Source organism: Micromonospora sp. NPDC049048, from assembly GCF_043197615.1.
Taxonomy (GTDB): domain Bacteria; phylum Actinomycetota; class Actinomycetes; order Mycobacteriales; family Micromonosporaceae; genus Micromonospora.
Window position 1 is genome coordinate 1 of record NZ_JBICTM010000001.1, and the last position, 24,794, is coordinate 24,794.

The window sequence follows — 24,794 nt, forward strand, 5'->3', positions numbered from 1 at the left end:
AGTTGACCGGTACTAATAGGCCGAGGACTTGACTACTAAGCTGCTACGCGTCCACTGTGCAACTCACAGCAAACGAACAACAGACCACGATGTGTGTGGTGTTGTTTGATATGTTGATAGTGTTACGGCGGTCATGGCGGAGGGGAAACGCCCGGTTACATTCCGAACCCGGAAGCTAAGCCCTCCAGCGCCGATGGTACTGCACTCGGGAGGGTGTGGGAGAGTAGGACACCGCCGGACAATCTTCCAGTTCAGGGTCACCCTTCGGGGTGACCCTGAACTGCGTTACGGGTCGTATTCGCTCGGCCCCGCCGCCCGAAGCGCGGAGTCCAGAGCGCGAAGCGCGAAGTCCAGAGCGCGAAGCGCGAAGCCCGGAATCCGAAGTGCGAAAGCGCGGAGCCCAGGAGGCGTTCAGCATTCCTTGGCAGGTGGCGGAGCCGCTCTGGACCCTCCTGGGTCAGCTGTACTCATCGACGTCCAGGTCTGCGCCCACCAGGTGCAGGAACGCCAGCGTCGCCCGGTCGAGGTGCCAGCCGAGCAGCTGGTGCTGGCCCGGTAGCTTCGTCAGCCCGCCCACAGCGACGGCTTCCTCAGGCTCGCCGTCCTCGGCGTCGAGATGGCGGACCACCTGTAGCCGGGCGCCTCCCTGCTCACCGTCGACGCTGCGGAGGTCCGCCGCGACGTGACGGACCTCCGCAGCCAGCGGCAACAACCGGGCGACGACCCGGGCGATCTGTTCGTCCACTGCCAGACCGGGCTCCCGGCAGGTGATCTGCCAATTGTGGAGCACGGGTCGGGGCGGCTCCACCGACCGGCTGCCCCGTACCAGGACCTCGTCCGGCTCCAGCCCCAGGCGAGCCGTGATCTCGCTGGCGGGGACGCTCCGGGACCGGAGACTGAAGTAGGCGTACTGCCGGATCCACATCCGCGGAGGCTACCGGGGCGCGCACTGCGGGCGCAGGAGGCAGCGTCAGCGGTGCGCGTACGGCAGAAGGAAGCCCCGCCGGCGACGTGGCCGGCGGGGCTTCTCCGAGCGGGACTCAGACGGCGGTCAGGAGGGCTCCGGTCCGCAGATGAAGCGGGGCTCGGCGGAGTAGCGCCAGGTGAACTTCTCCCGCTTCACGACCTTGCCGTCCTTCTTGATGACCCGGAAGGCGTCCTGGGTGAAGCCCTGGCTGCCGCTGGCGGGGATGCACGTCGGGCCGGGCTTCAGGTAGACCGTGGTCGGCTGGGTGATGTTGCGGCGCGGACTGTACTCGGTCTTCACGCTGTCCCAGATCTTGGTGCTCCAGATCGACACGGTGATCGAACTCGACGTGTAGGAGGTGTCGATCAGGACGCCGTACTCGGTGTTGTTGCGGAACTTGAAGTCCAGGTCCGGCCAGAAGATGGTCGACTCGATGACCGCCGGATACCGGCTGAACCAGTACGAGTGCGGCTTGTGCTCGACGTCCTCCAGTCCGGCGTAGTACGTCGCGTTGAACAGCGTGGTGGTGAACTGCGAGGTGCCGCCGCCCACGCCGGGGACCAGCTTGCCGTCGAGGATGACGGGAGCGTCCCGGTAGCCCTGGGCGTAGCCACGCTCGCCGGTGTGGCCGTTGAGCGAGAACGTCTCGCCGGGCAGCACCACCGTGCCGTCCACGTCCTTGGCGATCGTGATGATGTTCTGGCTGCGCGGCGAGGAGAGCCCGCCGGTGAACCGGGTGGTGAAGGTGGAGACCCGCTCCTTGATGCCCAGCCCGGCCAGCTTCGCCGCGGTCAGCTCCGGCTCCGCCGGCTTCAGCTCGCCGGTGACCTTCCGGTCGTCCGCCTTCGGCAGGACGGCGAGCAGGTCCCGGCTGAGGGCCGCGCTGTCGAGCTGCTGGCCGGGCTTGCCGTCGACGACCTTCGGCTTGCCGCCGGAGATGGTCATCCGGGCGTCCGTCGGCGGCACCTCGATCGCGGCCAGGTCGGCGCCGAGCGCTGCGCGCAGCCGCTTCACGTCGACCTGCGGGGTCAGTTTGCCGGCCTTGTCGGCGGTGAACCGGAGGCTCCTGGCGATCGCGGTCGGCGGGATCCGCAGCGAGCCCTTGCCGGTCGTCAGCGTGACCGGGGCGGCGACGGCCGGCTTCGCCAGCTCGGCGACCAGCCGGTCCACCTCCTCGGCCGTGGTCGCCGGGTGCGTCTCGACCAGCGGCACGGTCACCGGCTGACCGCTGAGCCAGCCCTCCCGTACCACCTGCGCGGAGCGCTCCGGATCGAGCGCGAGGCTCGGCTTCGGATGCACCGCCTTCGGCGTGGTGCCCTTCCAGGTGATCGCCGGCATCGTCATCTTCCGGCCCTGGTCGCCGACGATCTTCTCGAGGGCGGCGTCGAGCCGGGCGGCGTCCACGGTCACCACGGGCTGCACCGCCCGGGATCCCACGAGCCGGTCGACCGCGTGCGCGTCGGCCTCGGCAGCCGCCGCCACCGTGGCGTCGACGTCGATCGCCAGGCCGACGGAGGCCGGGTCGATCGTGGCGGTCCGCTCGCCGACGCGTACCGACAGGGGGGTGGCGAGGTCGGCGGCGCGGCGTTCGAGGACCGCCCGCAGCTCCCGTGCGGCGTCCGTGCGGCTGCGGCCTCCCAGCTCCGCGCCGAGCACCGTCGTCCCGCGCGGCACGTCACCGGCGTACGCGTAGACGCCCGCCCCCGCCACGGAGCCCAGCACCACCGTGGTGATCCCGGCGGCCAGCAGCAGGCGGAACCGGCGGGACCGCGACCCGCCCGGACCGCCGGGCCCGCCCGCCGGAGCTGCCGGCTCGGGCTCGTCACCGGGCCAGGTCACGGCTGTGACCTGCACGGTGGGCCGGTCGTCGGCGGGTGGAGTCTTCTCGCCGTACAGCGTCACGGTCACCTCGATCGGACGTACCACAACGGGGGGAGCACGTCTCCGCCCGGAAGACACCTACGGTAACCGGCGCTCCGGCGGGGGCGGCAGCCTACGCCCCCACCGCCTCGTTACCGCGTGTCGTCCGGCGTGTCGCGGGGCACCGGTCGGCCGTGGGCCGGGGCGGCGGGAGACGGGTCGGAGGGCTCCGTCAGGGCCCGCCGGTCGGGGGACGGCCGGACGTGGGGCCGGCGGAAGGTCAGCCAGGCCATGACCGTGGCTGTCGCGACGGCGGCGGCGAGCGCGCAGGACAGGACGCCCTCGACCGTGCGCGGCGCGACGAGCAGGGCCGCCCCGGCGAGGCCGACGGTGGCCGCCCAGAGCGGCGCGGCGGGCCACCGGGCGCCCGTGGCCACCCGGTCGTTGACCAGCATGAAGACCACCGCGTAGAGGGCGCCGACGGCGGCGAAGAGGGGTGCCGTGCCGGCCAGGTGCAGGTAGTCCGCGCCGCCGGCGAGGCGGAACGCCAGCTCGCCGGCCAACGCGGAGGCGCCGACGAGGACCGTGCCGCAGGCCAGGATCAGCCCCAGCGCGGCGACCCGGGCCCGCCGGTCGCCCTGGGCGAGCCGGGGCAGCACCAGCACGGTGACCACCTGAGGCGCCCAGAGCGCGCCCTTGGTGAGCACCGACCCGACCGCGTACCCGCCGGAGGCGTCGTCGGGCAGCAGCTGGCGGGCGAGGATCAGGTCGGCGTACGAGATGGTGAGCATCGCCAACGACGCGCCGCACGCGGTCATGACGTGCCGGGCGGTCAGCCGGCGGTCCACCGCGGTGGCCGGGGCGACTGCGGGCGGGGCCGGCGCAGCGGGCCGGGCCGGGCGGGCGAGGCGGGCCAGCAGGGGCAGGACGGCCAGCCCGGTGAGCGTGGCGAGCAGCAGGCAGGCGACCGGCCCCCGGCCGAGGGCCACGCCGAGGACGAGCCCGCCGTAGCGGCCGGCGGCGAGCACGGTCATCGCGACAGCCAGGCGCAGGAACCGCTGGTCGCCCTGGAGTTCACCGAGCCAGCGGCCGGCCAGCACGGTGGCGAACGTGGTCGCCGCGAGCAGCAGGGTCAGCGCCACCGGTAGGCGCAGCGCCGCGCTGAGCACCGGGGCGGCCAGCGCGGTGACTCCGGCGGTGAGCGCGGCGGTGCGCAGCGCGAGGCGGGCGGCGCTGGTGGCGCCCCACCGGGCGCGGTGCGCGGCCACCGCGATCTGGAGCCCGAAGCCGGGCACGGCCGCGATGGCGGCGAGGGCGAGCGCGGTGGCCAGCGCGCCCAGTTCGGCGGCGGCCAGCCGGCGGGCCCCGAGGACCGGGACGAGGTACGCCAGCGCGTTGGTCAGCATGGTGGCGACGGTGACGGCGGCGCCCGCCGCGCCGAGCCGGACGGCTCCGGTCTCTCTGCCCGTCGTCCGGGTCATGTCACCCCATGTCGCGCTGCTGTCCTGGCACGGACGGTGCGCGTCGCGGCCGGTGGAGCGGCCGGAACGGGCCCGACCCCGGGTGACGGTACCGGTCAGTAGGGTCTTGCGTCAGCCCCCTGCCCATCCGCCCGGGAAACGTCTAGTGTGCTGGCCCATGGCGTCGACGCACGTGGCCCCCGCAGCGACCTCCGGTTTGGCCTCGATCCTTCCCGAACGGTTCGTCGCGGCCGCGATCCGCCGGGTCTACCCGCGGGTGGAGCCGGAGCTGGCCCGGTTGGCCGGTTTCGTGCCGCGCGGTGGCACGGCCGTGGACGTCGGCGCCTGGTACGGCCCGTGGACGGCGCGGTTGCTCAGGCGCGCCGACCGGGTGGTCGCGGTGGAGCCCACCCCGCCGCTGGCCCGACAGCTGCGGGCGGCGTTCCCGGCCGTCGAGGTGGTCGAGGCGGCCGTGTCGGACCACGAGGGCACCGCGTCGCTCTACCTTCCCGAGGGCGGGGCGATCGTCGGCACCTCCTCGCTGGAGGACCCTCGGCAGGGCGACCCGGTGGAGGTCCGGCGGATCACGCTCGACTCGCTCGGCCTGACCGACGTGCGCTTCGTGAAGCTGGACATCGAGGGGCACGAGCTGCCGGCGCTGCGGGGCGCGGCGGAGACGGTCCGCCGGGACCGGCCGGTGCTGCTCATCGAGGTCGAGGAGCGCATCCAGCCGGTCGGCCCGCTGCTGGAACTGCTCGACGGCTGGGGCTACCGGGGGTACGTGCTGCCGGGGCGGGACTGGGTGCCGCTGGCCGACTTCGACCTCGGCGGGCACCAGCGCGCGGCGATCGCCCGGATCGAGCAGAGCTTCGCCCGCCGGGTGCTCTGGCCGCGCCCCCGCTACGTGAACTCGGTGCTGTTCCGTCCCGAGTGACCCCGCCCCGGCAGGCTCACTGCTGCGGCACGGGGGTGCCGACGACGACCTCGTTGGTGCAGATCGTCACGCCGTGGCGTGGGACGTGCAGCTCGACGGTGTCGCCGCCGCCGGTGAACTCGAAGTGGTACTGGTGCAGGCCCTTCTTGACGGGGAACTCCCGGGCGCTGCCGCCGAGCCGGAAGACGGCGGTGGCGTCGGCGGAGCTCAGGTAGCCGATCCGGACCACCCAGAACCAGTCGTCGCGCGGCGCGCTGAGCGGTATCCGTACCGTCTGCCCCCCGAGGATCTTGTAACCGCAGCCCTCGTCGGGCCCGGGCGGGACGGCGGGCCCGTCCACCCGGACCGGGGCGATGCGTCCCTGGTCGTCGAAGATCGCCGGCTCCTCCGCCCCGGTGACGAAGACCGGGCCGTCCTCCAGCGCCTGGAAGAACTTCGACTGCCGGTTGTACGGCGCGGAGAGGTTGGGCACCACGCCCTCGGGAACGGGCCGGTCGAGGAAGACAGTGCCGGGCGGGGCGGCGGCCAGCTCGGTGCGCGCGGTCTCCAGGTAGGCCAGGCCCCGCTTCACGGCCCACTCGTCGCCGTACCGCGCGGTGCTCCAGGCCGTGCCCAGACCGGCGGCGAGCAGCACGACGACGAGCAGGGTGCTGGCCGTCTCGCGGTACCGGGTCAGCCACTCCGGTCGCTCGCCGTCCGCCGGGTCCGTCTGCGTACCGGCCGCAGGCTGACTGACAGGAGAGGCCAGGCCGAGCAGCGCGACGCCGATGCAGAGCGCGGCCACCACGACGACGTCGCTGACGTACCGGGGCACGGAACCGGCCACGGCGCTGTAGACCGAGCCGAGCCGGGTCGCGCCCAGCAGGGTCACCACCAGGACCAGGTACGCCCCGAGCAGCACCCAGGCGCGCCCGGCGGTGCGACGCAGTCGTACGGTCAGCACGACCAGGGTCAGGAAGACGGCCCAGGACAGCCAGCGGCCCAGCTCCGGTGGCGCGGTCACCGGGGCGCCGTCACCCGCCGCCATCCACTGCCACGGCCCGCCGAGCAGGCCCGGAACGACGGTCGAGCCGAGCAGCTGCCACAGGAACGACAGCACCTCGTTCAGCGAGTCCGGCCGGCGCAGGGAGGACTCCGAGCGGGTCAGGTAGAGCCCGGCGAAGCCCAGCGAGACGGCGGTGAGTACGGCCCACGACGGCCAGTAGCGGCGCACCGTGTCCCACACCGCCCGTACCGGCGGGCCGTCGACGAGCAGGCACGCGGTGAACAGGAAGACCAGCGGTACCACCAGCAGCGCCTTCTCGAAGAAGAGCAGCCCGAGCACCACCGCCAGGGCCAGGCTGACCAGGTGCCGGCGGCGGCCGGTGCGGACGTAGCGCAGCTGGGCGCCGACCGCCAGCACCATGGCGAGCTGCATGGGCACCATGTTCACGCCCACCGCCCACCAGGTGCCCGCCTCCAGGGTGAGCGGACTGAACAGGAAGATCGCGAGCGGCACCAGCAGCGCCAGACCGGGCCGGACCAGCGTGCGGAGCAGCCGGAAGAAGGCCACGGCCAGCACCGCCTGGCCGGCGGTCATCAGCAGCACGTACGGCCAGTAGGCGAGGCCGACCACCCGCGTCACCACCCAGGTGAGCAGCAGGGCGGCCGGCATGAAGTGGTTGTTGTACAGGGTGAGCAGGAAGCCCGGCGTGAGGTCGGCCTCCGCCGCCCGGGAGACCAGCACCCAGTCGTCGACCGCGAGGTGACCCCGGGAGGCGAGCTGCGCCCGCCACAGCAGGCTGACCACGATCATGGCGACGCCGATCGCCCGCACCGGGTCGGCGCGTACCCAGCCGCCGATCGTTCCGCTCTCGTCAGGCTGGGCGGCCCCCTCGGACCCGGTCGATGCCATGGCGGGAAGACTGCCACACCGCCGACCGCTGTTCCCATCAGGCCAACGGATGGTTCGGTCGCGGCCCGGCGTCCGCGTACAGTGGCCGCCACCAGCGCGGCGGTCGTCGCGCCCGGGCAGTGGTGAGGTCAGGGGATGCGCGAACGGCTGGTGCCGCACGGCGTGGCCGCCGCCGTGACGGCGGTGGTGCTCGCCCCGCTGGCCCTGCCCGGGTACGTGCTCCGCTACGACATGGTCTTCGTGCCCCGGCAGGCGCTGAGCTGGGAGGCGATCGCCCCGGCCACGGCGCTGCCCCGGGCCGTCCCGCAGGACGCGGTGGTCGCGCTGGCCAGCCAGGTGGTGCCCGGCTGGCTGCTGCAACGGCTGGTGCTGTGCGCGATCGTCTACCTGGCCGCGCTGGGCGCCGCCCGGCTGGTGCCGACCGACCGGGTCGCGGTCCGGGTGGTGGCCGCCGTCGGGTACGCCTGGACGCCGTACCTCGCCGAGCGGCTGCTCATCGGGCAGTGGGGGCTGCTGGTCGCGTACGCCGCGCTGCCCTGGCTGGTGCGGGCGGCGCTCGACGTGCGGGCGGGCCGGCGGGGCGGGCTGCGCCGGCTGCTGCTCGCGGCGGCGGCGTCGGCGATCACGCCGACCGGCGGCGTGCTCGCCCTGGCCGTGGTCGCGGTGCTGCTGCCCGGGCGCTATCCGGCGGCCGTCCGGTCGACGGCGCTGGGCGTGGGGTTGACGGTGCTGCTCAACGCGCCGTGGCTGGTCGCCGGGTTCGTCACCGCCGACGCCGGTCGGTCCGATCCGGCGGGGGTGGCGGCGTTCGCCGCGCGCGCGGAGAACTGGGCCGGTCCGCTGGCGGCGCTGGCGGGCACCGGCGGCATCTGGAACGGGCAGAGCACTCCCGCCTCCCGGGCGGTGGTGCTGGTGCCGCTGGCCACCGTGCTGCTCCTGGCGGTCGCCGGGTACGGCGTGCCGCTGCTGCGCCGGCGCTGGCCGCCGTCGGCCGCCGGTCGGTTCGGTCTGCTCGCCGCCGGCTCGTGGCTGGCGGCGGCGCTCGGGGTGCTGCCCGGCGGCGCGGACCTGCTCGGCTGGCTGGTCGCCGACGTGCCCGGCGCCGGGCTGTTCCGCGACGGCCAGAAGCTGCTGGTGCCGTACGCGCTGGCGCTGGCGGTGGCCGGCGCGCTCGGCGCGGAACGGCTCGCGGAGCGGCTGGCGGCCCGCTTCGACGCGACGACCGCCGCGGTGACGCTGGTCGGCGCGGCGCTGCTGCCCGTGGCGATCCTGCCCGACCTGGCCTTCGGCGGCGTCGGCCGGCTCCGCCCGGTGGCCTGGCCGGCGGACTGGGCGACGGTGGCCAGGTTGACCGCCGAGCGGCCGGGCGAGGTGATCTCGCTGCCGTTCCAGGAGTACCAGAGCCATCCGTGGAACCACGGACAGGTGGTGATCGATCCGGCGCCCCGGTACCTCGCCGTGCCGGTGCTGATCGACGACACGCTGCGGGTGGGCGGCCTGGCGGTGGCCGGCGAGGACCGCCGCGCGGCGCGGGTGCGCGAGGTGCTCGCCGCCGGTGCACCCCTGTCGACCACCGGCTCCCGGTGGGTGCTGGTGCAGCGGGCGGCCGGCCCGCCCCCGACCCCGGCGGCGCTGGCCGGGCTGCGAACCGTCCACGCGGGACCGGAGCTGACCCTCTACGAGAACCCCGACTGGACGCCGCCGCCCGCGCCGGCCCGGCCCGGCCCGGTGGGACTGGCCCACCTGTTGGCCGGAACGGTGGTGGTGGGGATCGTTTTTTCGGGCGCTGCGCGGGTAGGCTACCGCGTGGTAGCGTCCCGGCACGCGAGTCCCGCGGAAGGAGAAGGTGGATGAGGAACCTGCCCGCGTTCGTCGCCGTCGGGGTACTCGGGGTCGTGCTCGGCCTGCTCGGGAGCGTCGGACTGGCGAATGCGCTCAGCCCGTCCGCCAAGGAGGCCGCCAACACCAAGGTGAGTGAGCAGGGAACCGAGGCTCCGCTTTACGGCACGCGCTGAACCAAACGCACGAAGGGCGCCCGCTGACGCGGGCGCCCTTCGTCGTTCCCGGCGGCGGGCGGGCCGGAGCCGTTGCAGGCGACGCTGCGCGAGCCGGCGGACACGTCGGCTCGTTCCCGGCCGGCGGACACGTCGGCGTGGGGTGGCCAGGGGGCCGCGCTCAGGGGCGGGCGGTCACCTGCGTGACCAGGTGGGCGAACCGCGCGCCGGTAGCCGTCCAGGTGAAGCGGGACGCGTGCAGCAGCGCGGCCTCACCCATTGCCTTGCGCCGCACGTCGTCGCCGAGCAGTTCGCGGACGACGGCGGTGAACTCCGGCTCGTCGTCGACGAGGAGCCCGGTCTCGGTGTCGACCATCGCCTCGGCGACGCCCCCCGCGTAGCGGAACGCGACGGTCGGGGTGCTCCGGGCGGCGGCCTCCACGATGGTCAGGCCCCAGCCCTCCTTGAGCGAGGGGGTGAGCGCCAGCCACGCCGACGAGAGCACGCGGTGCTTCTCCTCCTCGCTGATGAAGCCGGTGAACCGGACATGATTCGCGATGCCGAGTGATTCGGACAGCTCCCGAAGTGGCTGCGTCCACCAGCCCTGGCCGGCCACCACCAGCTCCAGATCGGGCATCTCGGCGACCAGCTCGGCGACCGTGCGCAGGGCGATCTCCACCCGCTTGTGCGGCACCAGCCGGCCGAGCACCAGCAGCGACGGGTGCGGCGTGCGGGGCAGCGGCGGGCCGGTCACCGGCGGCGTCCCGTTGGGCACCACGTCGATCCGGTCCGCGTTCACCCCGAGGGCGGCCAGCTCCGCGCGGCTCGCCTCCGACACCGTCACGTAGCGGCAGCGGCGGTAGAGCCGGACCGCCAGCCGTGACTCGATCCACCAGCCCAGCCGGGCCATCTTCGGGCCGAAGACCACCGGCCACTGCTCCCGGTGCACGTGGTGCACCAGGGCGAGCACCGGGCGGCCGGCGTAGAGCGGGGCGAAGAACGGGACCCCGTTGCAGACGTCGACGACCAGGTCCGGCCGGCCCAGGCCACGCCGGCTCAGGGGGCCGAAGCCGAACCGGCCCGCCAGGCAGGTCAGCGCCGCCCGGGCGTAGACCGTCATCCGGGAGCCGCGCCGCAGCACGCGTACGCCCTCGGGCGTGGTGGTGGCCGGGCCGGCGTTCTGGTGCGCGGCGCAGAGCAGGGTGACCCGGTGCCCGGCGGCGACAAGTTCGGCGGCGATGCGCTCGACGTAGACCTCGGAGCCGCCGCCCTCGGGGTTGGTGGTGTCGCGCCAGTTGAGGAACAGGACGTGGCGCGAGCGGATGTCGGAGTTGTCCACGCTACTCCTACCGGCGAGTAATGAAGCTCGATTCGCGCCACACTAGGGCGACGCGGCTCACATTCGCAATGGGCCGGCGCGACGGCGACGGTTCGGTCACGGCCGGTCGCCAGGGGTTTGCCGGCAACCGAAAACCTTGGCAGGGTGTGCAGCGCGACTGCGTACGGTGTTGGGCGTCGCTCGGCGCCACGAGGCGCGACCTGCGGCCGGACGTCCCCTTCGTTCCGGCGACGACGAGGAGGTGACCGGGCGTGCTGCGCGACGATCCGGCAGCGGTGCGGGGCCTCTTCCGGCGGTCGCCGGTGGTGCTGCTCAGTGCCGCGCTCGCGCTGCTGCTGGCCGGCTGGGCCACGGTGGCGTACCTGCGGTCAGACCGCAACGTCCCGGAGTGCGTGGACCGCGTCCAGCTACGGGTCGCCGCGGCCCCGGTGATCGCGCCGGCCCTCGACCGGATCGTCCGGGCCAGCGTCGGCACCCAGCCCTGCGTCTCGATCTCGGTGCAGGCCCAGGAGTCCGCCGCCGTCGCCGCGCAGGTGGCCGAGGGCGTGGACGTCGCCGACGCGTGGGTGCCGGAGTCGACGTTCTGGCTGTTCCGGGCCCGCGCGGCCGGTGCGTTCGAGGTGCCGGCGCAGGGCACGTCGGTGGCGAGCACGCCGGTCGTGCTCGCGGTGGCCGAGCCAGCAGCGCGCCGGCTGGGATGGCCGGCGAAGCAGCTGACCTGGCGGTCCGCCGTCGGCCCGAAGGCCCGCGCCGTCAAGGTGGGGCTACCCGACCCGGCCGTCGACCCGGTCGGTGTCGGGGCGGTGCTCGGGGTGCGTGGCCTGGCCGCCGGGGAGGACGACCCGGCCGGGGCGGTCGCGGCGGTGCTGCGCCGGCTCGCCGACCGGACGTTCACTCCCGACGCGGGCGGGACGCTGCCGGTCGGGTCGGCCCTGCCACGCAAGGCCGACGCCGTGGCGACCAGCGAGCAGGCCGTGCTCGTGCACAACGCGCTGGCCGGCGACGACAAGCTGGTCGCGGCGTACCCGGAGGTGGCCGTTCCCGCGTTGGACCTGCCGTACGTGGTGCTGCCCGCCGCCCGCGCTCCGGTCCGGGACGCCGCCGCGCGCTTCCTGACCGACCTGCACACCGTCGAGGCACGCGACCTGCTGAGCGAGTACGGCTTCCGTACGGCGGCCGGTTTCCCGCCGGCGGTGCCCCGCGACAACCGGCTGTCGCCGGAGGTACGCCAACCGGTGCCGCTGCCCGCCGAGGAGGTCGTCACCGAGGCGCTGACCGGCTGGAGCGGCGTGCAGCGCAGTGCCCGCATCCTCACCGTGCTCGACATCTCCGGCTCGATGGCCGCCCAGGTGCCCGGTTCGGACGAGACCCGCCTCGAGGCCACGCTCAAGGCGGCCCGGGAGGGCTCCGGCCTGCTGCTCGACAACAGCGAACTCGGGGTGTGGGTCTTCTCCACGAAGGTCGACGGCGACCGGGACCACCAGGAGATCCTGCCCGTCGCGCCGCTGGACGAGAAGCAGCGGAAGCGGCTGACCGAAGGGCTGCGCGCCGTCCGCGTGAAGCCCCAGGGCGGCACCGGGCTGTACGACACGACGCTGGCCGCGTACCGCGACGCCCGGCGGCACTGGACGCCCGGGCGGATCAACCTCGTGCTGATCATGACCGACGGGCGCGACGAGGACGGCGACAGCATCGGCCGGGCCCGGTTCCTGACCGAGCTGGCCGAGTTGCAGAATCCGCGCCAGCCGCTGCCGATCGTCTTCATCGGGCTGGGCAAGGACATCGACGCCGACGACCTGAAGTCGATCGTCAAGGTCACCGGCGGGCAGGTCTTCAGCACCGACGAGCCCAGCGGCATCCGCGAGATCTTCTTCTCCGCGCTCGCCGACCTTAGCTGCCTGCCCCCGGAGTGCCGACGGTGAACCAGCACTCCCGGCCCCGGCACCCCGGCGGCCTGGTGCGTCGAGGCGTCCGGTCGGTACGCGAGGCGCCGGGCACCGTCCTGTCGCTGCTGCTGCTCACCGTGATCGCGTTCGTGCAGCGGCCCGGTCAGGTCACCTTCGACACCAAGCTCGACCTCGCCGCGAACCCCGTGCACTTCATGGCCCGGGCGCTGCACATGTGGAACCCGGAGGCCACCTCGGGGGAGCTGCAGAACCAGGCGTACGGCTACCTGTTCCCGATGGGGCCGTTCTTCGCCGGGGGGCAGCTGCTGGGCGTACCGCCGTGGATCACCCAGCGGCTGTGGACGGCGCTGCTGCTCGCCGCCGCGTTCTACGGCCTGCTGCGGCTGGCCCGGGCGCTGGGCATCGGCACCGAACCGACCCGGTACGCGGCGGCCCTCGGCTACGCGCTGGCCCCCCGGATGCTCACCGAGATCGGTGCGCTCTCCTCCGAGACGCTCTCCGCCGCGATGCTGCCCTGGGTGCTGCTGCCGCTGGTCCTGGTGCGGCGGATCGGGTCCCCGCGACGGGCCGCCGCGCTCTCCGCGCTGGCCGTGCTCGGCATGGGCGGGATCAACGCGGCGGTGGTGCTGCTCGCCCTGCTGCTGCCCGGGGTCTGGCTGCTCACCCGCCGCTGGGACCGCGAGCACCTGCGGCTGGTGGGCTGGTGGTGCCTCTGCGTCGTCGGGGTCTGCCTCTGGTGGATCGTGCCGCTGCTGCTGCTCGGCGAGTACAGCCTGCCGTTCCTCGACTACATCGAGTCGTCCACCACCACGACCGCCGTGGCTTCGCTCTTCCAGGCCGTACGCGGCACCAACCAGTGGGTCGCGTACATCGTGCAGGGCGATCCGTGGTGGCCGGCGGGGTGGCTGCTGATCGACAACCCGGTGCTGATGACGCTCACCGCGGTGGTGGCGCTGGTCGGCCTGGCCGGGCTGGCCGGCAACCTGCTGCCCGAGCGCCGGTTCCTGGTGCTGGGCTTCCTCACCGGGCTGACCCTGCTCACCATGGGCTACGTCGGCAGCCTGGACAGCCCGTTCTCGGCGCCGGTGCGGGACCTGCTGGACGGCCCGCTGGCGCCGTTCCGCAACGTGCACAAGCTGGACCCGGTGCTGCGGCTGCCGCTGATGCTCGGCTTCGCGCACGGCGTCGACGCGTGGGCCACCCGGCTGCACCGGGCCGCCACCCGACGCCGCCCCGCCGGCCGCCTCTCCCGCCGGCTGCGCCCGCTGCTGTTCGTACCGGTGCTGCTGCTGGTGCTGGGGGCCGCCGCGCCGGCCTGGCTGGGGCAGCTGCGGCCCGGTCCGGGCTGGTCGGACCTGCCGCCGCACTGGCGGGCGGCGGCGACGTGGCTGGCCGAGCGCGACGCGTTGGCCCGCACCCTGATGGTGCCGGGCTCCGGCTTCGGCCAGTACGAGTGGGGGCGGTCCGTCGACGAACCGCTCCAGGCCCTGGCCGGGGCGCCCTGGGCGGTGCGCCACCAGATCCCGCTCGGCTCGGCGGGCAACACCCGGATGATGGACACGGTCGAGTCGGTCCTGGCCCACGGCCGGGGGTCGGCCGGGCTGGCCGACTTCCTGGCCCGCTCCGGGTTCCGGCACCTGCTGCTGCGCAACGACATCGACCGCACGCAGGTGGACGCGCCGCCGGTGGCGGCGCTGCGCCAGGCGCTCGCCGGGTCGCCGGGGATCACGCGGGTGGCGACCTTCGGCAGCACCACCACCTTCGGCCGTACGCCGGGCAGCCCGGTCGACGAGGCTGCCGGCCCGCTGCCGGCCGTCGAGGTGTACGAGGTGCAACGCCCGGTGGCTGCCGCCTCGGCGGTGCTCGCCGCCGACGTGCCGACGGTCAGCGGTGGGCCGGAGTCGCTGCTGCCGCTGCTGGAGCAGGGGCTGGTGGAGCGGGACCGGCCGGTGGTGCTGGCCGGTGACCGGGCCGGCTTCCGCGACGGCGGCGACGAGTCGTGGATCGTGACCGACGGGCTGCGCCGCCGCGAGCGTGACATCGGCCGGGTCCGCGACAACCTCAGCCAGACGTTGACCGCGGCCGAGGCGAGCCGGCAGGGCCGCGTCGCCCTGGACCTGCTGCCCTTCCCCGGCGACCAGCACCAGACGGTCGCCACCTACCAGGGCGTACGCGAGGTCAGCGCCTCCAGCGCGATCAGCTTCGTGGACAGCTTCGCCCCCGCCGACCCGTCGCACCTGCCCTTCGCGGCCGTCGACGGCGACGAGCACACCGCCTGGCACTCGGCGCCCCTGGCCGGGCCCGTCGGCCAGTGGCTCCAGGTGGACCTGGACACGCCGCGCGAGGTCGACCGCGTCACGCTCAGCTTCGTCGACGACCTCGGGGTGGGGTGGCCGGTGACCCGGTTCCGGCTCACCACGGACCGGGGCTCGGTGGACCACGAGGTCGCCCGCACGCTGGGCGCGCACGCGTACTACACACTTCCGGGCTCCACGAGCCGCGTACGCGTCACGGTGCTGGCGGTGGCCGGTGAGCGGATCGACGGTGGGGTCGGCATCAGCGACCTCGGCATCCCCGGCACCACCCCGCGCCGGGCGCTGCGCGTCCCGGCCGACATCCCGGCCGGCTTCGTCGGCCCGGTCGCCTGGTCGTTCAGCCGGGGACCGGCCGACCGCCCCGCCTGCTTCCCGGCCGCCGCCGGCGACTCCGGCTCGGACGCCGCGCCGTCCACGGGTTCCGGCCTCCGGCCCGCCGGCACGGTGATCCGGTGCGACCGGTTCCTGGCCCGGACCGGTGAGGAGCCGCTCGGGGTGGACCGGGTGTTCCAGAGCGCGGCCCCCGGTACGTTCCGGCTGGACCTGACCGCCGTGCCCCGCCCCGGCGGGCAGTGGACGCTGTCCGGGGTGCCGGTGCGGGCCACCACCTCCTCCCACCTGGCCGGCGATCCGGCCGTGGCCGCGTACGCGGCGATCGACGGCGACCCCGGGACGGCCTGGCTGGCCGACACCGGCGACCTGCGCCCCACCCTGCGGCTGAACTGGTCGGAGCCGCGCCGGATCGCCGAGCTGCGGCTGCTTCCCGCGGAGCTGCCGGTCGGCTCGCTGCCACAATCGGTCGAGGTACGCACGCCGGGCGCCAACCGGGTGCTGCCCGTCGACGCGGACGGCACGGTGCGCTTCCCGGCCGTACGGACGGACCGGATCGAGATCGTGGTGCGCGAGTCCGCCGAACGGATCGCCGACCGGCGGGGCAACGGCTGGACGGCGACCGTGGGGATCGCCGAGGTGCAGATCCCCGGGCTGGACGGCCTGCTCCGCCCGATCGCCGGTGCGACGCGCGTCGTCGAGCGGTGCGGGTCGGGGCCCTCCGTCGAACTGGACGGGCTCCGCTACGACACGTCCGTCGCCGGCACCCTCGCCGACGTGCTCGACGGCCGGCCGCTGCCGGTCACCGTCTGCGGCGCCACCGGCGCGGTCGTGGACCTCCGGGCGGGCGGGCACCGCCTGGCGACCACGCCGTCGGACGGTTTCATCGTGCAGGACGCCGTACTGCGTCCGGAGGCGGCGCAGGCCGCGCCCCGGCACCGCGAGGTCACCGTGCTCGACTGGAACCCGGCCGACCGGCGGGTGCGGGTCGCGGCCGGCGACACGGCGCTGCTGGTGGTGCCGGAGAACGCGAACGCCGGCTGGACGGCCACCGTGGACGGCCGGCCGCTGACCGCCACCCGGGTCGACGGCTGGCAGCAGGCGTGGGTGCTCCCCGCCGGTGGTGAGGGAGAGGTCCACCTGACGTTCGCCCCGGACCGGACGTACCGGGGCGGGCTGGCGGCGGGGGCGGCGACGGCGTTCGGGGTGTTGCTGCTGGCGCTCCTCCCGGTACGGCGACGCGCGGCGGCTGGCGTTCCGCCCCTGTCCGGAGCGGTTCCGGCCGAGGGCCCCGTCTGGGCCACCGGCGCCCTGCTGGTGGTGCTGCTCGCCGCGCTGGGTGGCGTACTGCCGGTGGCCATCGTGCTGGCCGCGATGCTGCTGCGGCAGTTCACCCGCCGGGCGCTTCCGGTGGTGGTGTTCGGCGCGCTGAGCGTCGCCACGGTGACGACGGTGGCCGGCCGGTTGCAGGGCCACGGCCAGGAGTGGGCGTACGGCCCGTGGGTGCAGGGGGCGATGCTCGTCGCCGTCGGGGCGGTGGTCGCCGCCGTGCTCCCCGTTCCGGGCGTCCCGCCCGAAGGAGCCGTCGCGCCGGCGGCGGTGCCCCGCACGAGGACGGGCACGGGAGACGCGGATGATGTGACGCCGGGCCTCGGGGACGGGCGACCGGCCGCAGCCACGGATCGGGACGACGACGGGACGGTGGCGCGATGAGCGCAGCACATGACGGGACGGGTCGGGCGGCGCGGCGCCGGTTCGCCACGCTGGGCAGGTCGGTGGCCCTGTTCCGGGCCTTCCTGGTCGAGCAGACCGACCCGGACCGCTTCTACGGGCTGCTCGCCGAGGACTCCGTACGCCAGGTGTCCGGCTACGTTCCGCTCGCCGGACGGACGGTGCTCGACGTCGGCGGCGGCCCCGGCTACTTCGCGGCGGCCTTCCGTGCCGCCGGGGCCCACTACGTCGGGCTCGATCCCGACGTGGGCGACTTCTCGGCGGCCGGGGACTCGGTCTCCGGCATGCTGCGGGGCAGCGGTACGGCCCTGCCGGTCCGCTCCGGCGCGGTGGACGTGACGTTCTCGTCCAACGTGCTGGAGCACGTCTCGGAACCGGACCGGATGCTCGACGAGATGGTCCGGGTGACCCGGCCGGGCGGGGTGCTCTTCGTGTCGTTCACCCCGTGGTTGTCGCCGTGGGGCGGGCACGAGACCGCGCCCTGGCACTATCTCGGCGGCGACCGGGCCCGGCGGCGGTACGAGCGCCGCAACGGCCGCCCCCCGAAGAACCGGTTCCGGGAGACGCTCCACCCGACCTCGATCGCCCAGACGCTGCGCTGGGCCCGGGGCAACCCGGAGGTGGAGCTGCTCGACGCACTGCCGCGCTACCACCCGTGGTGGGGCCGGTGGGTCATCCGGATTCCCGGCGTCCGCGAGGTCGCGGCGTGGAATTTCCTGTTCGTTCTGCGTCGGACCGGTGCGGAGCCGGGCGGCGCGGCGGAAAAAACAGAGCTGACCGGGGGTCGCATTGCTATGTGACTTGGTAGTAACCTCGCGGCCATCTCTCATCGACAGCAGCGAAATTTAGGTCCTCCGGGGAGGAAACATGAAGCACCGCGCCATAGGTGCCGTGCTGTTCGGCAGCGGCATCCTGCTCCTGGCGCTTGCCGCCGGGCTTGTGTTCGTGGTCAAGCCGGCGATGACCAAACTGCCATACGATCTGGAAGCCTCGACTTCGGTCGCTGAGGCGAGGGGTGCGACCTTCCTCCAGATCACCAACGGCAACATCGCGATCAACCGCGCCGACCTGAGGTCCACCGTCCGCGTGACGCCCGACGCGAAGACGACCGGCGAACTCTCCGGTGACCTCGACGGCAAGGCCATGGTGTGGCAGGTCGGGCAGACCGTGGAGCGGACGGACACCAAGGAACTGGTGAGCGCCTACGGTCTGGCGCTGGCGCTGGACCGGGTTTCCGGTGCCGCGCTCGACTGGAACAACCAGTACCTCGACGACACCGGTACGCGGGAGAAGGTGCAGTTCTCCGGCCAGCTGTACAAGCTCCCGTTCAACGCGGAGAAGAAGGCCTACCCGTTCTACGACCGTGACCTGCGCAACGTGCGGCCCGCGGAGTTCAAGGGCACCGAGGACATCAAGGGCATCGAGTCCTACCGCTACGAGCAGGTGATCACCGACGAGCAGCTGAACCTGGCGGAGGAGCGGGTCAAGCTGCTGCTCGGCACGCTCGCGCCGGGTGCGACCACCGGCAAGGTCGTCTACAGCAACACCCGTACCGTCTGGATCGACCCGGTGACCGGCTCGTTCCTCAAGGTGCGCGAGGTGCAGCGCAAGACCCTGGTGCCGGACATCGGCGCGCCGGCCACGCTGCTCGACGCCGACTTCTCGTACACCGAGGACACGATCGCCGCCTCGGTGAAGCGGGCGGAGGACAGCCGGCAGAGCCTGACCCTTCTCGGCGTGTGGGCGCCGATCGGCCTCGCGCTGCTGGGCCTGATCCTGGCGGTGGTCGGTCTCATGGTGGCCCGGCGGGGCGCGGCCCAGTCGGCGACGGAGCCGCGCCACCGGGCGGACGTGACCGCCGAGCAGCCCGCCGTCCCGGGTCGCTGAACGATGGAGGATTCCCCGGTGTCGACGACGTGGCGTGCGGACGGTCCGGCGGTGCCGGGCCGGCGTCCGTCGCCGGGGAAGGTGGACCAGCGCTGACTGCGCGCTGAGCGTCATGCGAAGGGGTGGGCCGGGTTCGGTCCGCCCCTTCGCTGTGTGCTGGGTGCGACGGCCTCGTTACTGAATCGTAATGCATCGATGCGTAGCCACTCGGAGTGATCGATCCTGGCGGGGTAAATCCCCTTTGGCCGCTTTGCGGTGCGGTCGATGGTTTGCCGCCGCCCACTCTCGGTCACCGCCGCGCCGCCTCCCGCGGATCCGGCGTCGCGCGCGGGCGGTCAGGGTCTTGTGACCCGTGCCGCGCAGGAGCAGCATCATCGGCACATTCGTTACCCGCCGGTAACAGGGGGCGAGGCCCAGGTGCGGGGCCACCCGTCGCCGACCGGCCGTCCACGCGACATGGCCGAGGAGGAAACCTCGTGCAGGATCGGTTCGACAACCAGGGCCGCACCCGGTGGCGGCGCTTCGCCGCGATGATGGTGCCCGCGACGGCGCGGTCCACCCACGCCGGCACCTTCAACCTGACCGGCCTGACGATGAAGGCCAACGTCGGTGCGGACGCCAAGGAATGTTTCTGACCTGATCCCCGGGCCCGCGGCGGTCACGCTCCGCGGGCCCGATCCCGTCCCCTCTGGTTCCGGCAGGAGGCGTACGTGACGACCGTCGATCAGCAGCCCGCCCGGCTCGACCGGTTCCGCGAGGCGTGGCACGGCTTCCGCCGCTGGCGGCGGGTGCGACCGTTCTGGGGCGGCCTGCTGACCGCCCTGGCCGGCCTGGAGATCTTCGGTACCACCCAGATGTTGCTCGGCGACCTCACCTTCCAACTGGGACCGACGGGCTTCCTCTCCTGGCTGATCCCCACCATGCTGGTCGCCTGCGGGCTGCTGATGTGGTTCAGCCCGCAGCAGCGGATCTTCTACGCGGTGATCGCCTCGGTCACGGCGCTCTTCTCGCTGATCGGCGTCAACCTGGGCGGCTTCTTCGTCGGCCTGCTCCTCGGCCTGGTCGGCAGCGCCCTCGGTTTCGCCTGGATGTCGGACGCCGCCCCCGCCGACGGCCCGGCACGGTCGGCCGGCGACCACCGCTCGTACGCCGTGCTTCCGGTGCTGCTCGGCCTCTCGGCCGCCGTGGCCCTCGTCGCGCCCGGCCCGGCGCCGGTGGGTGCCGCCGCGCCGCCGGCTCCCGCCTGCCCGACCACGGCTCCCGGTCCGGGCGGGACGCGGCCGGCCCCGACGGGCACGCCGAGCGCGACGGCGGCCCCGACCGGCACGCCGAGCGCGTCGCCTGCACCGGCCGGTCCCAGCCCGTCCCCCTCGCGGGGCGGCATCGTCGACGACATCCTGGACGGCATCGGGGACCTCTTCGACGGCGACCGGAACGACGACAAGGAGCCGGCCGCCGGGGCGACGCCGTCGGCCACGCCGAGCCTCCGCCCCACGCCGACCGTAAGCGCCACGCCGACCGTCAGCCCCACGCCGACAGGACGGCCCGACCCCCGACCGACCGACAGCGGCCAGGGCTGCGCCCCGGCCGATCCGAAGCCGAGCCCGTCCGGGGAAGTGCCGCCGGGCGAGAAGCTGCCGCGGATCGCCCCTGCCCCGGGCCAGCCGGTGGTGGCGGCGGTGCCGTCGAAGCTCACCGGTTCGAAGGTGACCATGGCCGGGCTGCGGTTCGAGGGCATCGTCGACCTGCCCACCGCCGCCGGCAGCCTGCGGGTGCTGAAGTTCAGCATGGACCAGGCGGTCACCGAGGACTTCGTGCTCCGCTCGCCGGGACCGGACGGACGGACGATGCGGTTCGTCACGGACGAGCTGACGGTGCGCGGGGACGTCGCCTTCTACGCCACCCGGTTCGTGGGGCGGCTGCTCGGCATCCCGGTCACGCTCACGCCGGACCTGCCCTTGCCCGACGGCCTGCCGATCACGTCGCCAGTTCCGATCACCTTCACCGACCCGGCCATGGACCTGGCGTACGTCAGCAGTGACACGCTGACCGCCCGGCCGGTGCTGAGGCTGACCCTGCCCTGACCTCACTCCACCACCACCCGGTGCGGGGCCGGTGTCCCTCCGGCCCCGCACCGCCCACCTCAGAGCCGGGCGAGCGCCTTGCGCAGCGGATCGAGCCCCAGCGAGCCGAGGTCGAGCGCCTGACGGTGGAACTCCTTGAGGTCGAAGTCGGCGCCCTTGCGGGTCTTCACCTCGTCGCGGGCCTGGAGCCAGATCCGCTCGCCCACCTTGTAGGAGGGGGCCTGCCCCGGCCAGCCGAGGTAGCGGTTCAGCTCGAAGCGCAGGTTCTCGTCCGGCACCCGGCAGTGCGCCCGCATGAACTCCCAGCCCAGCTCCGGCGTCCAGCGCTCGCCCGGGTGGAAGCCGAACGGGTTGTCCTTCGGGATCTCCAGCTCCAGGTGCATGCCGATGTCGACGATCACCCGGGCGGCCCGGAGCGCCTGGCCGTCCAGCATGCCGAGCTTGTCGCCCGGGTCCTCGAGGTAACCCAGCTCGTCCATCAGCCGTTCCGCGTAGAGCGCCCAGCCCTCGCCGTGCCCGGAGGCCCAGCAGAGCAGCCGCTGCCACCGGTTGAGCAGCTCGGCCCGTACGGCGGTCTGGGCGACCTGGAGGTGGTGACCCGGCACGCCCTCGTGGAAGACGGTGGTCACCTCGCGCCAGGTCGAGAAGTCGGTGACGCCCTGGGGCACCGCCCACCACATCCGCCCGGGACGGGAGAAGTCCTCGCTCGGGCCGGTGTAGTAGATCGCGCCGTCGCTGGTCGGGGCGAGGCGGCACTCGATGCGGCGGACCTGCTCCGGGATGTCGAAGTGGACGCCGTGCAGGTCACTGACGGCCTTGTCGGCGAGCGCCTGCATCCAGTCCCGGAACGCCTCCTTGCCCTGGATCGTCCGGGCCGGGTCGGCGTCCAGTGCGGCGACGGCCTCGTCGATGGTGGCGCCGGGGCCGGCGATCCGGCCGGCCACCGTCCGCATGTCGGCCTCCAGCCGGGCCAGCTCCTCGAACCCCCAGGCGTACGTCTCGTCGAGGTCGACCCTGGCGCCGAGGAAGTACTGCGAAGCCAGCTCGTAGCGCTCGCGACCCGCGGCCTGCTTCTCCCGGCCGAGCGGGGCCAGTTCGGTACGCAGGAACTGGCCGAACTCGGCCGTCGCCGCGGTGGCCGCCGCCGCGCCGCGCCGCAGCTCGGCGCCGAGGGTGCCGTCGGCCTCCAGCCGCTCGACCAGCCCGTGGAAGAAGTTGTCGCCGTCCGGGTCGACCCAGGCGTCGCACTGCTTGGCGACCTCGACGAGTTGCACCCGGGCGCTGACGTGGCCGGCGGCGGCGGCCTCGCGCAGCGTCGTCTTGTAGCCCTCGATGGCGCCCGCGAAGCGGTTGAGCCGGGCCGCCACGTTGGCCTTGGCCTCGTCGCCCTCGGTCGGCATCAGGTCGAAGACCATGCGGACCTCGTGCAGGGCGCTGGAGATCACGTTGACCTCGCTGCTCGACTCCCCGGCGTCGTAGCGGGCGAGGTCGAGGCCGAGTCGCTCCTGCATGGCCTCCTTGGCGGTCCGCTCCGCCTCGGACTCCGGCTCGGTGACGTCCAGGTCGGTGAGCGTCCGCCGGATCAGCTCCGCCCGGGCTGTGTAGCCGTCGGGCGACAGGTCGTCGAGCTGGTCGTCGTAGCCGGCGATGCCGACGTAGGTGGCACTGATCGGGCTCAGCGGCGCCCACTCGGCCACGTAGCGGTTCGCGAGGTCATCGATTCGTCCCACGCTGCGACCCTACGTGAGGGCACAGCCGTGTTGTCGAACGGTTCTGTGTGTTCAGGGCAGCACGTCGGCGGATGCCGTCGAGGTCGACGAGCGGGTCGAAACGCATCGGCATCGCCACGGCGTGCACCTCCTCGGCTGGTCAACGCGTGACCAGCGTAGGCGGTTTCTGTGGCGGTCGACACGGCGTCCGAAAGTCGCAGGACTTCGTCGTACGCCTACGGCAGAGTGTCAGGGGTGACACCGGATATCACTCCTGACCGGGCGGCGCTGCGGAGCTGGCTGCCCGGGTTCCTGGCACTGGCTGCGATCTGGGGCTCCAGCTTCCTGTTCATCAAGATCGGCATCGGGGAACTGCACCCGGTGCACCTCACCCTCTACCGGGTCGCCGCCGGCGCGGTGACCCTGCTGGTGGTGCTCGCCGTGCTCCGCGACCGGCTGCCCGCCGAGCCCCGGGTCTGGGCGCACCTGACCGTGGTCGCCGCGTTCGGGGTCGCCGTGCCGTTCACCCTCTTCGGCTACGGCGAGCAGCGCGTCGAGTCGATGCTCGCGGGCATCTGGAACGCCACCACCCCGCTCATCGTGCTGCCGCTGGCCGTGCTGGTGTTCCGCACCGAGCGACTGACCGTACGACGGGCCGTCGGCATGGCGCTGGGCTTCGCCGGGGTGCTGGTGGTGCTCGAGGTCTGGCAGGGGGTGGGCGGGGCGCACTTCGCCGGGCAGCTCATGTGCCTCGGCGCGGCCGCCTGCTACGGCGTCGCCATCCCGTACCAGAAGAAGTTCGTGGCGGGCAGCGCGCACTCCGGGCTCTCGCTCTCGGCGGCGCAGCTGCTGGTCGCGACCGCGCAGCTCGCCGTCGTCGCGCCGTTCGTGGCGGGTGCGCCGCCGGCCCCGACCGGCCTCTCGGTCGAGGTGCTCGCCAGCGTGCTCGCGCTCGGCGCGCTCGGCACCGGCCTCGCCTTCGTCATCAACCTGCGCAACATCCGGGTCGCCGGGGCGAGCACCGCCGCCGCCGTCACCTATCTGGTCCCGGTGTTCGCGGTGCTGATCGGGGCCCTGGCCCTCGGTGAGCGGCTCACCTGGCATCAGCCGGTCGGCGCGCTCGTCGTGCTGTTCGGCGTCGCCGTCTCGCAGGGCCTGATCGGCCGCAACGGCCTGGCACCCGCACCCGTGCCGGCGGGCAGCCGTGAGAGCGCCGTCCAGCAGGTACGGCGGGAGGCGGGTCAGCCGGCGGCATGAGCGCGGGCCCAGTCGACGAGCCGGTCGGCGTCCCAGGTGTTGACCACCCGGTCGGCGGGCACCCCGCACAGGGCGGCGCGCTCGCAACCGAACCGCTGCCAGTCGAGCTGCCCGGGGGCGTGCGCGTCGGTGTTCACGGCGAAGTCGCAGCCCGCCTCCAACGCGCGGCGGATCAGCCGCTTCGGCGGGTCCTGCCGCTCCGGCCGCGAGTTGATCTCGACGGCCACCCCGCGCTCGGCGCAGGCGGCGAAGACGGCGTCGGCGTCGAACTCGCTCTCCGCCCGGGTACGCGGCCGGTGCGCCCGGTCGCCCGGCCCCTTCACCCCGGCCGGCCGCGACGACACCATCCGCCCGGTGCAGTGGCCGAGGATGTCCAGGTGCGGGTTGGCGATCGCGGTCACCATCCGCCGGGTCATCTTCGCCCGCTCGTCGTTGAGGCCGCTGTGCACCGAGCCGACCACCACGTCGAGGCGGGCCAGCAGCTCCTCGTCCTGGTCGAGTGACCCGTCGGCGAGGATGTCCACCTCGATGCCGGTCAGGATCCGGAAGCCCTCCGGCAGCGCCGCGTTGACCTTCGCCACGTGGTCGAGCTGCCGGCGCAGCCGGTCGGCGGTGAGACCCCGGGCCACCTTCAGCCGGGGCGAGTGGTCGGTCAGCACCATGTACTCGTGGCCCAGTTCGACGGCCGCGAGCGCCATCTCCTCGATGGGCGAGCCGCCGTCGGACCAGTCGGAGTGCGTGTGGCAGTCGCCGCGCAGGGCGGTGCGCAACGCGGTGGCCGCCGCGTCCAGGTCGGTGCCCTCGGTGGCGACCAGCCGGCGCAGGTAGACCGGTTCCTCGCCGGCCAGCGACTCGGCCACGCAACGGGCGGTGACGTCGCCGACGCCGGGCAGTTCGGTGAGCTTGCCGGTACGCGCGCGCTCGGCCAGTTCCCTGCCCGGCAGCGCGGCGAGGGCGGTGGCCGCCGAGCGGAACGCCCGCACCCGGTAGGTCGCCTCGTTCGCCCGTTCCAGCAGGAAGGCGATCCGGCGCAGGTCGGCGATGGGATCCCGGGCGGTCATGCCAAGGAAAATACGCCTCCGCGCCGCCGGTCGTGAGACGACCGACGGCGCGGAGGACCACGGGA

17 protein-coding genes and 1 rRNA gene are annotated in these 24,794 nt (G+C 73.8%); 11 read left to right on the forward strand and 7 right to left on the reverse strand.

Annotation, left to right across the window (positions count from 1 at the left end):
- The first annotated feature begins 123 nt into the window (after positions 1-123).
- Positions 124-240 (forward strand): 5S ribosomal RNA (gene rrf / locus ACGFIG_RS00005).
- Between the two features lie 217 nt (positions 241-457).
- Here the strand turns inward: rrf and ACGFIG_RS00010 are convergent.
- The 3 genes from ACGFIG_RS00010 to ACGFIG_RS00020 form a co-directional block, all read right to left on the reverse strand.
- On the reverse strand, positions 458-925 hold the full coding sequence (locus ACGFIG_RS00010; RefSeq protein ID WP_392997852.1) for a DUF4279 domain-containing protein: 468 nt from the start codon (positions 923-925) through the stop codon (positions 458-460).
- A 126-nt stretch (positions 926-1,051) separates the two neighbouring features.
- On the reverse strand, positions 1,052-2,875 hold the full coding sequence (locus ACGFIG_RS00015) for a VanW family protein (protein ID WP_392997853.1): 1,824 nt from the start codon (positions 2,873-2,875) through the stop codon (positions 1,052-1,054).
- 104 nt (positions 2,876-2,979) lie between these two features.
- Positions 2,980-4,308 carry a polysaccharide biosynthesis protein gene (locus tag ACGFIG_RS00020; protein WP_392997854.1) on the reverse strand — a complete coding sequence of 443 codons (1,329 nt, stop codon included), beginning with the start codon at positions 4,306-4,308 and terminating at the stop codon, positions 2,980-2,982.
- 157 nt (positions 4,309-4,465) lie between these two features.
- Between ACGFIG_RS00020 and ACGFIG_RS00025 the strand changes: the two genes are divergently transcribed.
- The gene (locus tag ACGFIG_RS00025; protein ID WP_392997855.1) at positions 4,466-5,221 is read left to right on the forward strand and encodes an FkbM family methyltransferase; all 756 of its coding nucleotides are present in this window, start codon (positions 4,466-4,468) and stop codon (positions 5,219-5,221) included.
- Positions 5,222-5,237: 16 nt separating this feature from the next.
- Here the strand turns inward: ACGFIG_RS00025 and ACGFIG_RS00030 are convergent, their stop codons facing one another.
- Complete coding sequence (locus tag ACGFIG_RS00030; protein WP_392997856.1) at positions 5,238-7,115, reverse strand: hypothetical protein; 1,878 nt, start codon at positions 7,113-7,115, stop codon at positions 5,238-5,240.
- Positions 7,116-7,250: 135 nt separating this feature from the next.
- On the opposite strand from ACGFIG_RS00030, the gene ACGFIG_RS00035 reads away from it, so the two are divergent.
- Both ACGFIG_RS00035 and ACGFIG_RS00040 read left to right on the forward strand, forming a co-directional pair.
- Positions 7,251-8,969, forward strand: coding sequence for a hypothetical protein (locus tag ACGFIG_RS00035; RefSeq protein ID WP_392997857.1), 1,719 nt, complete (start codon positions 7,251-7,253; stop codon positions 8,967-8,969).
- Positions 8,966-9,130 (forward strand): hypothetical protein, encoded by a 165-nt coding sequence (locus ACGFIG_RS00040; RefSeq protein WP_157747273.1) that lies wholly within the window; start codon positions 8,966-8,968, stop codon positions 9,128-9,130. The genes ACGFIG_RS00035 and ACGFIG_RS00040 overlap by 4 nt, the downstream gene beginning before the upstream one ends.
- A 160-nt stretch (positions 9,131-9,290) precedes the next feature.
- On the opposite strand, the gene ACGFIG_RS00045 is transcribed toward ACGFIG_RS00040, so the two are convergent.
- Positions 9,291-10,448: a glycosyltransferase family 4 protein gene (locus ACGFIG_RS00045; protein WP_392997858.1), complete on the reverse strand. Its 1,158-nt coding sequence runs from the start codon at positions 10,446-10,448 to the stop codon at positions 9,291-9,293.
- 251 nt (positions 10,449-10,699) lie between these two features.
- Here ACGFIG_RS00045 and ACGFIG_RS00050 point away from each other — a divergent pair, with 251 nt between their 5' ends.
- The 6 genes from ACGFIG_RS00050 (at position 10,700) to ACGFIG_RS00075 (ending at position 20,702) form a co-directional block, all read left to right on the forward strand.
- The gene (locus tag ACGFIG_RS00050; protein WP_392997859.1) at positions 10,700-12,370 is read left to right on the forward strand and encodes a substrate-binding and VWA domain-containing protein; all 1,671 of its coding nucleotides are present in this window, start codon (positions 10,700-10,702) and stop codon (positions 12,368-12,370) included.
- A complete protein-coding gene (locus ACGFIG_RS00055) occupies positions 12,367-16,713 on the forward strand; it encodes an alpha-(1->3)-arabinofuranosyltransferase family protein (RefSeq protein WP_392997860.1) in 4,347 nt (1,448 codons plus the stop codon). The genes ACGFIG_RS00050 and ACGFIG_RS00055 overlap by 4 nt, the downstream gene beginning before the upstream one ends.
- Positions 16,710-17,531 carry a class I SAM-dependent methyltransferase gene (locus tag ACGFIG_RS00060; RefSeq protein ID WP_392997861.1) on the forward strand — a complete coding sequence of 274 codons (822 nt, stop codon included), beginning with the start codon at positions 16,710-16,712 and terminating at the stop codon, positions 17,529-17,531. Before ACGFIG_RS00055 ends, ACGFIG_RS00060 begins: the two co-directional genes overlap by 4 nt.
- Before the next feature lie 67 nt (positions 17,532-17,598).
- On the forward strand, positions 17,599-18,618 hold the full coding sequence (locus ACGFIG_RS00065) for a DUF3068 domain-containing protein (RefSeq protein ID WP_392997862.1): 1,020 nt from the start codon (positions 17,599-17,601) through the stop codon (positions 18,616-18,618).
- A gap of 476 nt (positions 18,619-19,094) precedes the next feature.
- Positions 19,095-19,253, forward strand: coding sequence for a hypothetical protein (locus ACGFIG_RS00070; RefSeq protein WP_392997863.1), 159 nt, complete (start codon positions 19,095-19,097; stop codon positions 19,251-19,253).
- A gap of 75 nt (positions 19,254-19,328) precedes the next feature.
- On the forward strand, positions 19,329-20,702 hold the full coding sequence (locus ACGFIG_RS00075) for a DUF6114 domain-containing protein (protein ID WP_392997864.1): 1,374 nt from the start codon (positions 19,329-19,331) through the stop codon (positions 20,700-20,702).
- Positions 20,703-20,761: 59 nt separating this feature from the next.
- On the opposite strand, the gene ACGFIG_RS00080 is transcribed toward ACGFIG_RS00075, so the two are convergent.
- Positions 20,762-22,432, reverse strand: coding sequence for a DUF885 domain-containing protein (locus tag ACGFIG_RS00080; RefSeq protein WP_392997865.1), 1,671 nt, complete (start codon positions 22,430-22,432; stop codon positions 20,762-20,764).
- 234 nt (positions 22,433-22,666) lie between these two features.
- Here ACGFIG_RS00080 and ACGFIG_RS00085 point away from each other — a divergent pair, with 234 nt between their 5' ends.
- Positions 22,667-23,668: a DMT family transporter gene (locus ACGFIG_RS00085; RefSeq protein WP_392997866.1), complete on the forward strand. Its 1,002-nt coding sequence runs from the start codon at positions 22,667-22,669 to the stop codon at positions 23,666-23,668.
- Here the strand turns inward: ACGFIG_RS00085 and ACGFIG_RS00090 are convergent.
- On the reverse strand, positions 23,653-24,729 hold the full coding sequence (locus ACGFIG_RS00090; protein WP_392997867.1) for a PHP domain-containing protein: 1,077 nt from the start codon (positions 24,727-24,729) through the stop codon (positions 23,653-23,655). The genes ACGFIG_RS00085 and ACGFIG_RS00090 overlap by 16 nt on opposite strands.
- Positions 24,730-24,794: the final 65 nt, after the last annotated feature.

What these genes read in the sequence shown, in the direction of transcription:
- ACGFIG_RS00090 (WP_392997867.1), bottom strand. Translation starts at nt 24,729, where the DNA reads ATGACCGCCCGGGATCCCATCGCCGACCTGCGCCGGATCGCCTTCCTG.
- ACGFIG_RS00065 (WP_392997862.1), top strand. Translation starts at nt 17,599, where the DNA reads ATGAAGCACCGCGCCATAGGTGCCGTGCTGTTCGGCAGCGGCATCCTG.
- ACGFIG_RS00060 (WP_392997861.1), top strand. Translation starts at nt 16,710, where the DNA reads ATGAGCGCAGCACATGACGGGACGGGTCGGGCGGCGCGGCGCCGGTTC.
- ACGFIG_RS00025 (WP_392997855.1), top strand. Translation starts at nt 4,466, where the DNA reads ATGGCGTCGACGCACGTGGCCCCCGCAGCGACCTCCGGTTTGGCCTCG.
- ACGFIG_RS00020 (WP_392997854.1), bottom strand. Translation starts at nt 4,308, where the DNA reads ATGACCCGGACGACGGGCAGAGAGACCGGAGCCGTCCGGCTCGGCGCG.
- ACGFIG_RS00040 (WP_157747273.1), top strand. Translation starts at nt 8,966, where the DNA reads ATGAGGAACCTGCCCGCGTTCGTCGCCGTCGGGGTACTCGGGGTCGTG.
- ACGFIG_RS00030 (WP_392997856.1), bottom strand. Translation starts at nt 7,115, where the DNA reads ATGGCATCGACCGGGTCCGAGGGGGCCGCCCAGCCTGACGAGAGCGGA.
- ACGFIG_RS00010 (WP_392997852.1), bottom strand. Translation starts at nt 925, where the DNA reads ATGTGGATCCGGCAGTACGCCTACTTCAGTCTCCGGTCCCGGAGCGTC.
- ACGFIG_RS00035 (WP_392997857.1), top strand. Translation starts at nt 7,251, where the DNA reads ATGCGCGAACGGCTGGTGCCGCACGGCGTGGCCGCCGCCGTGACGGCG.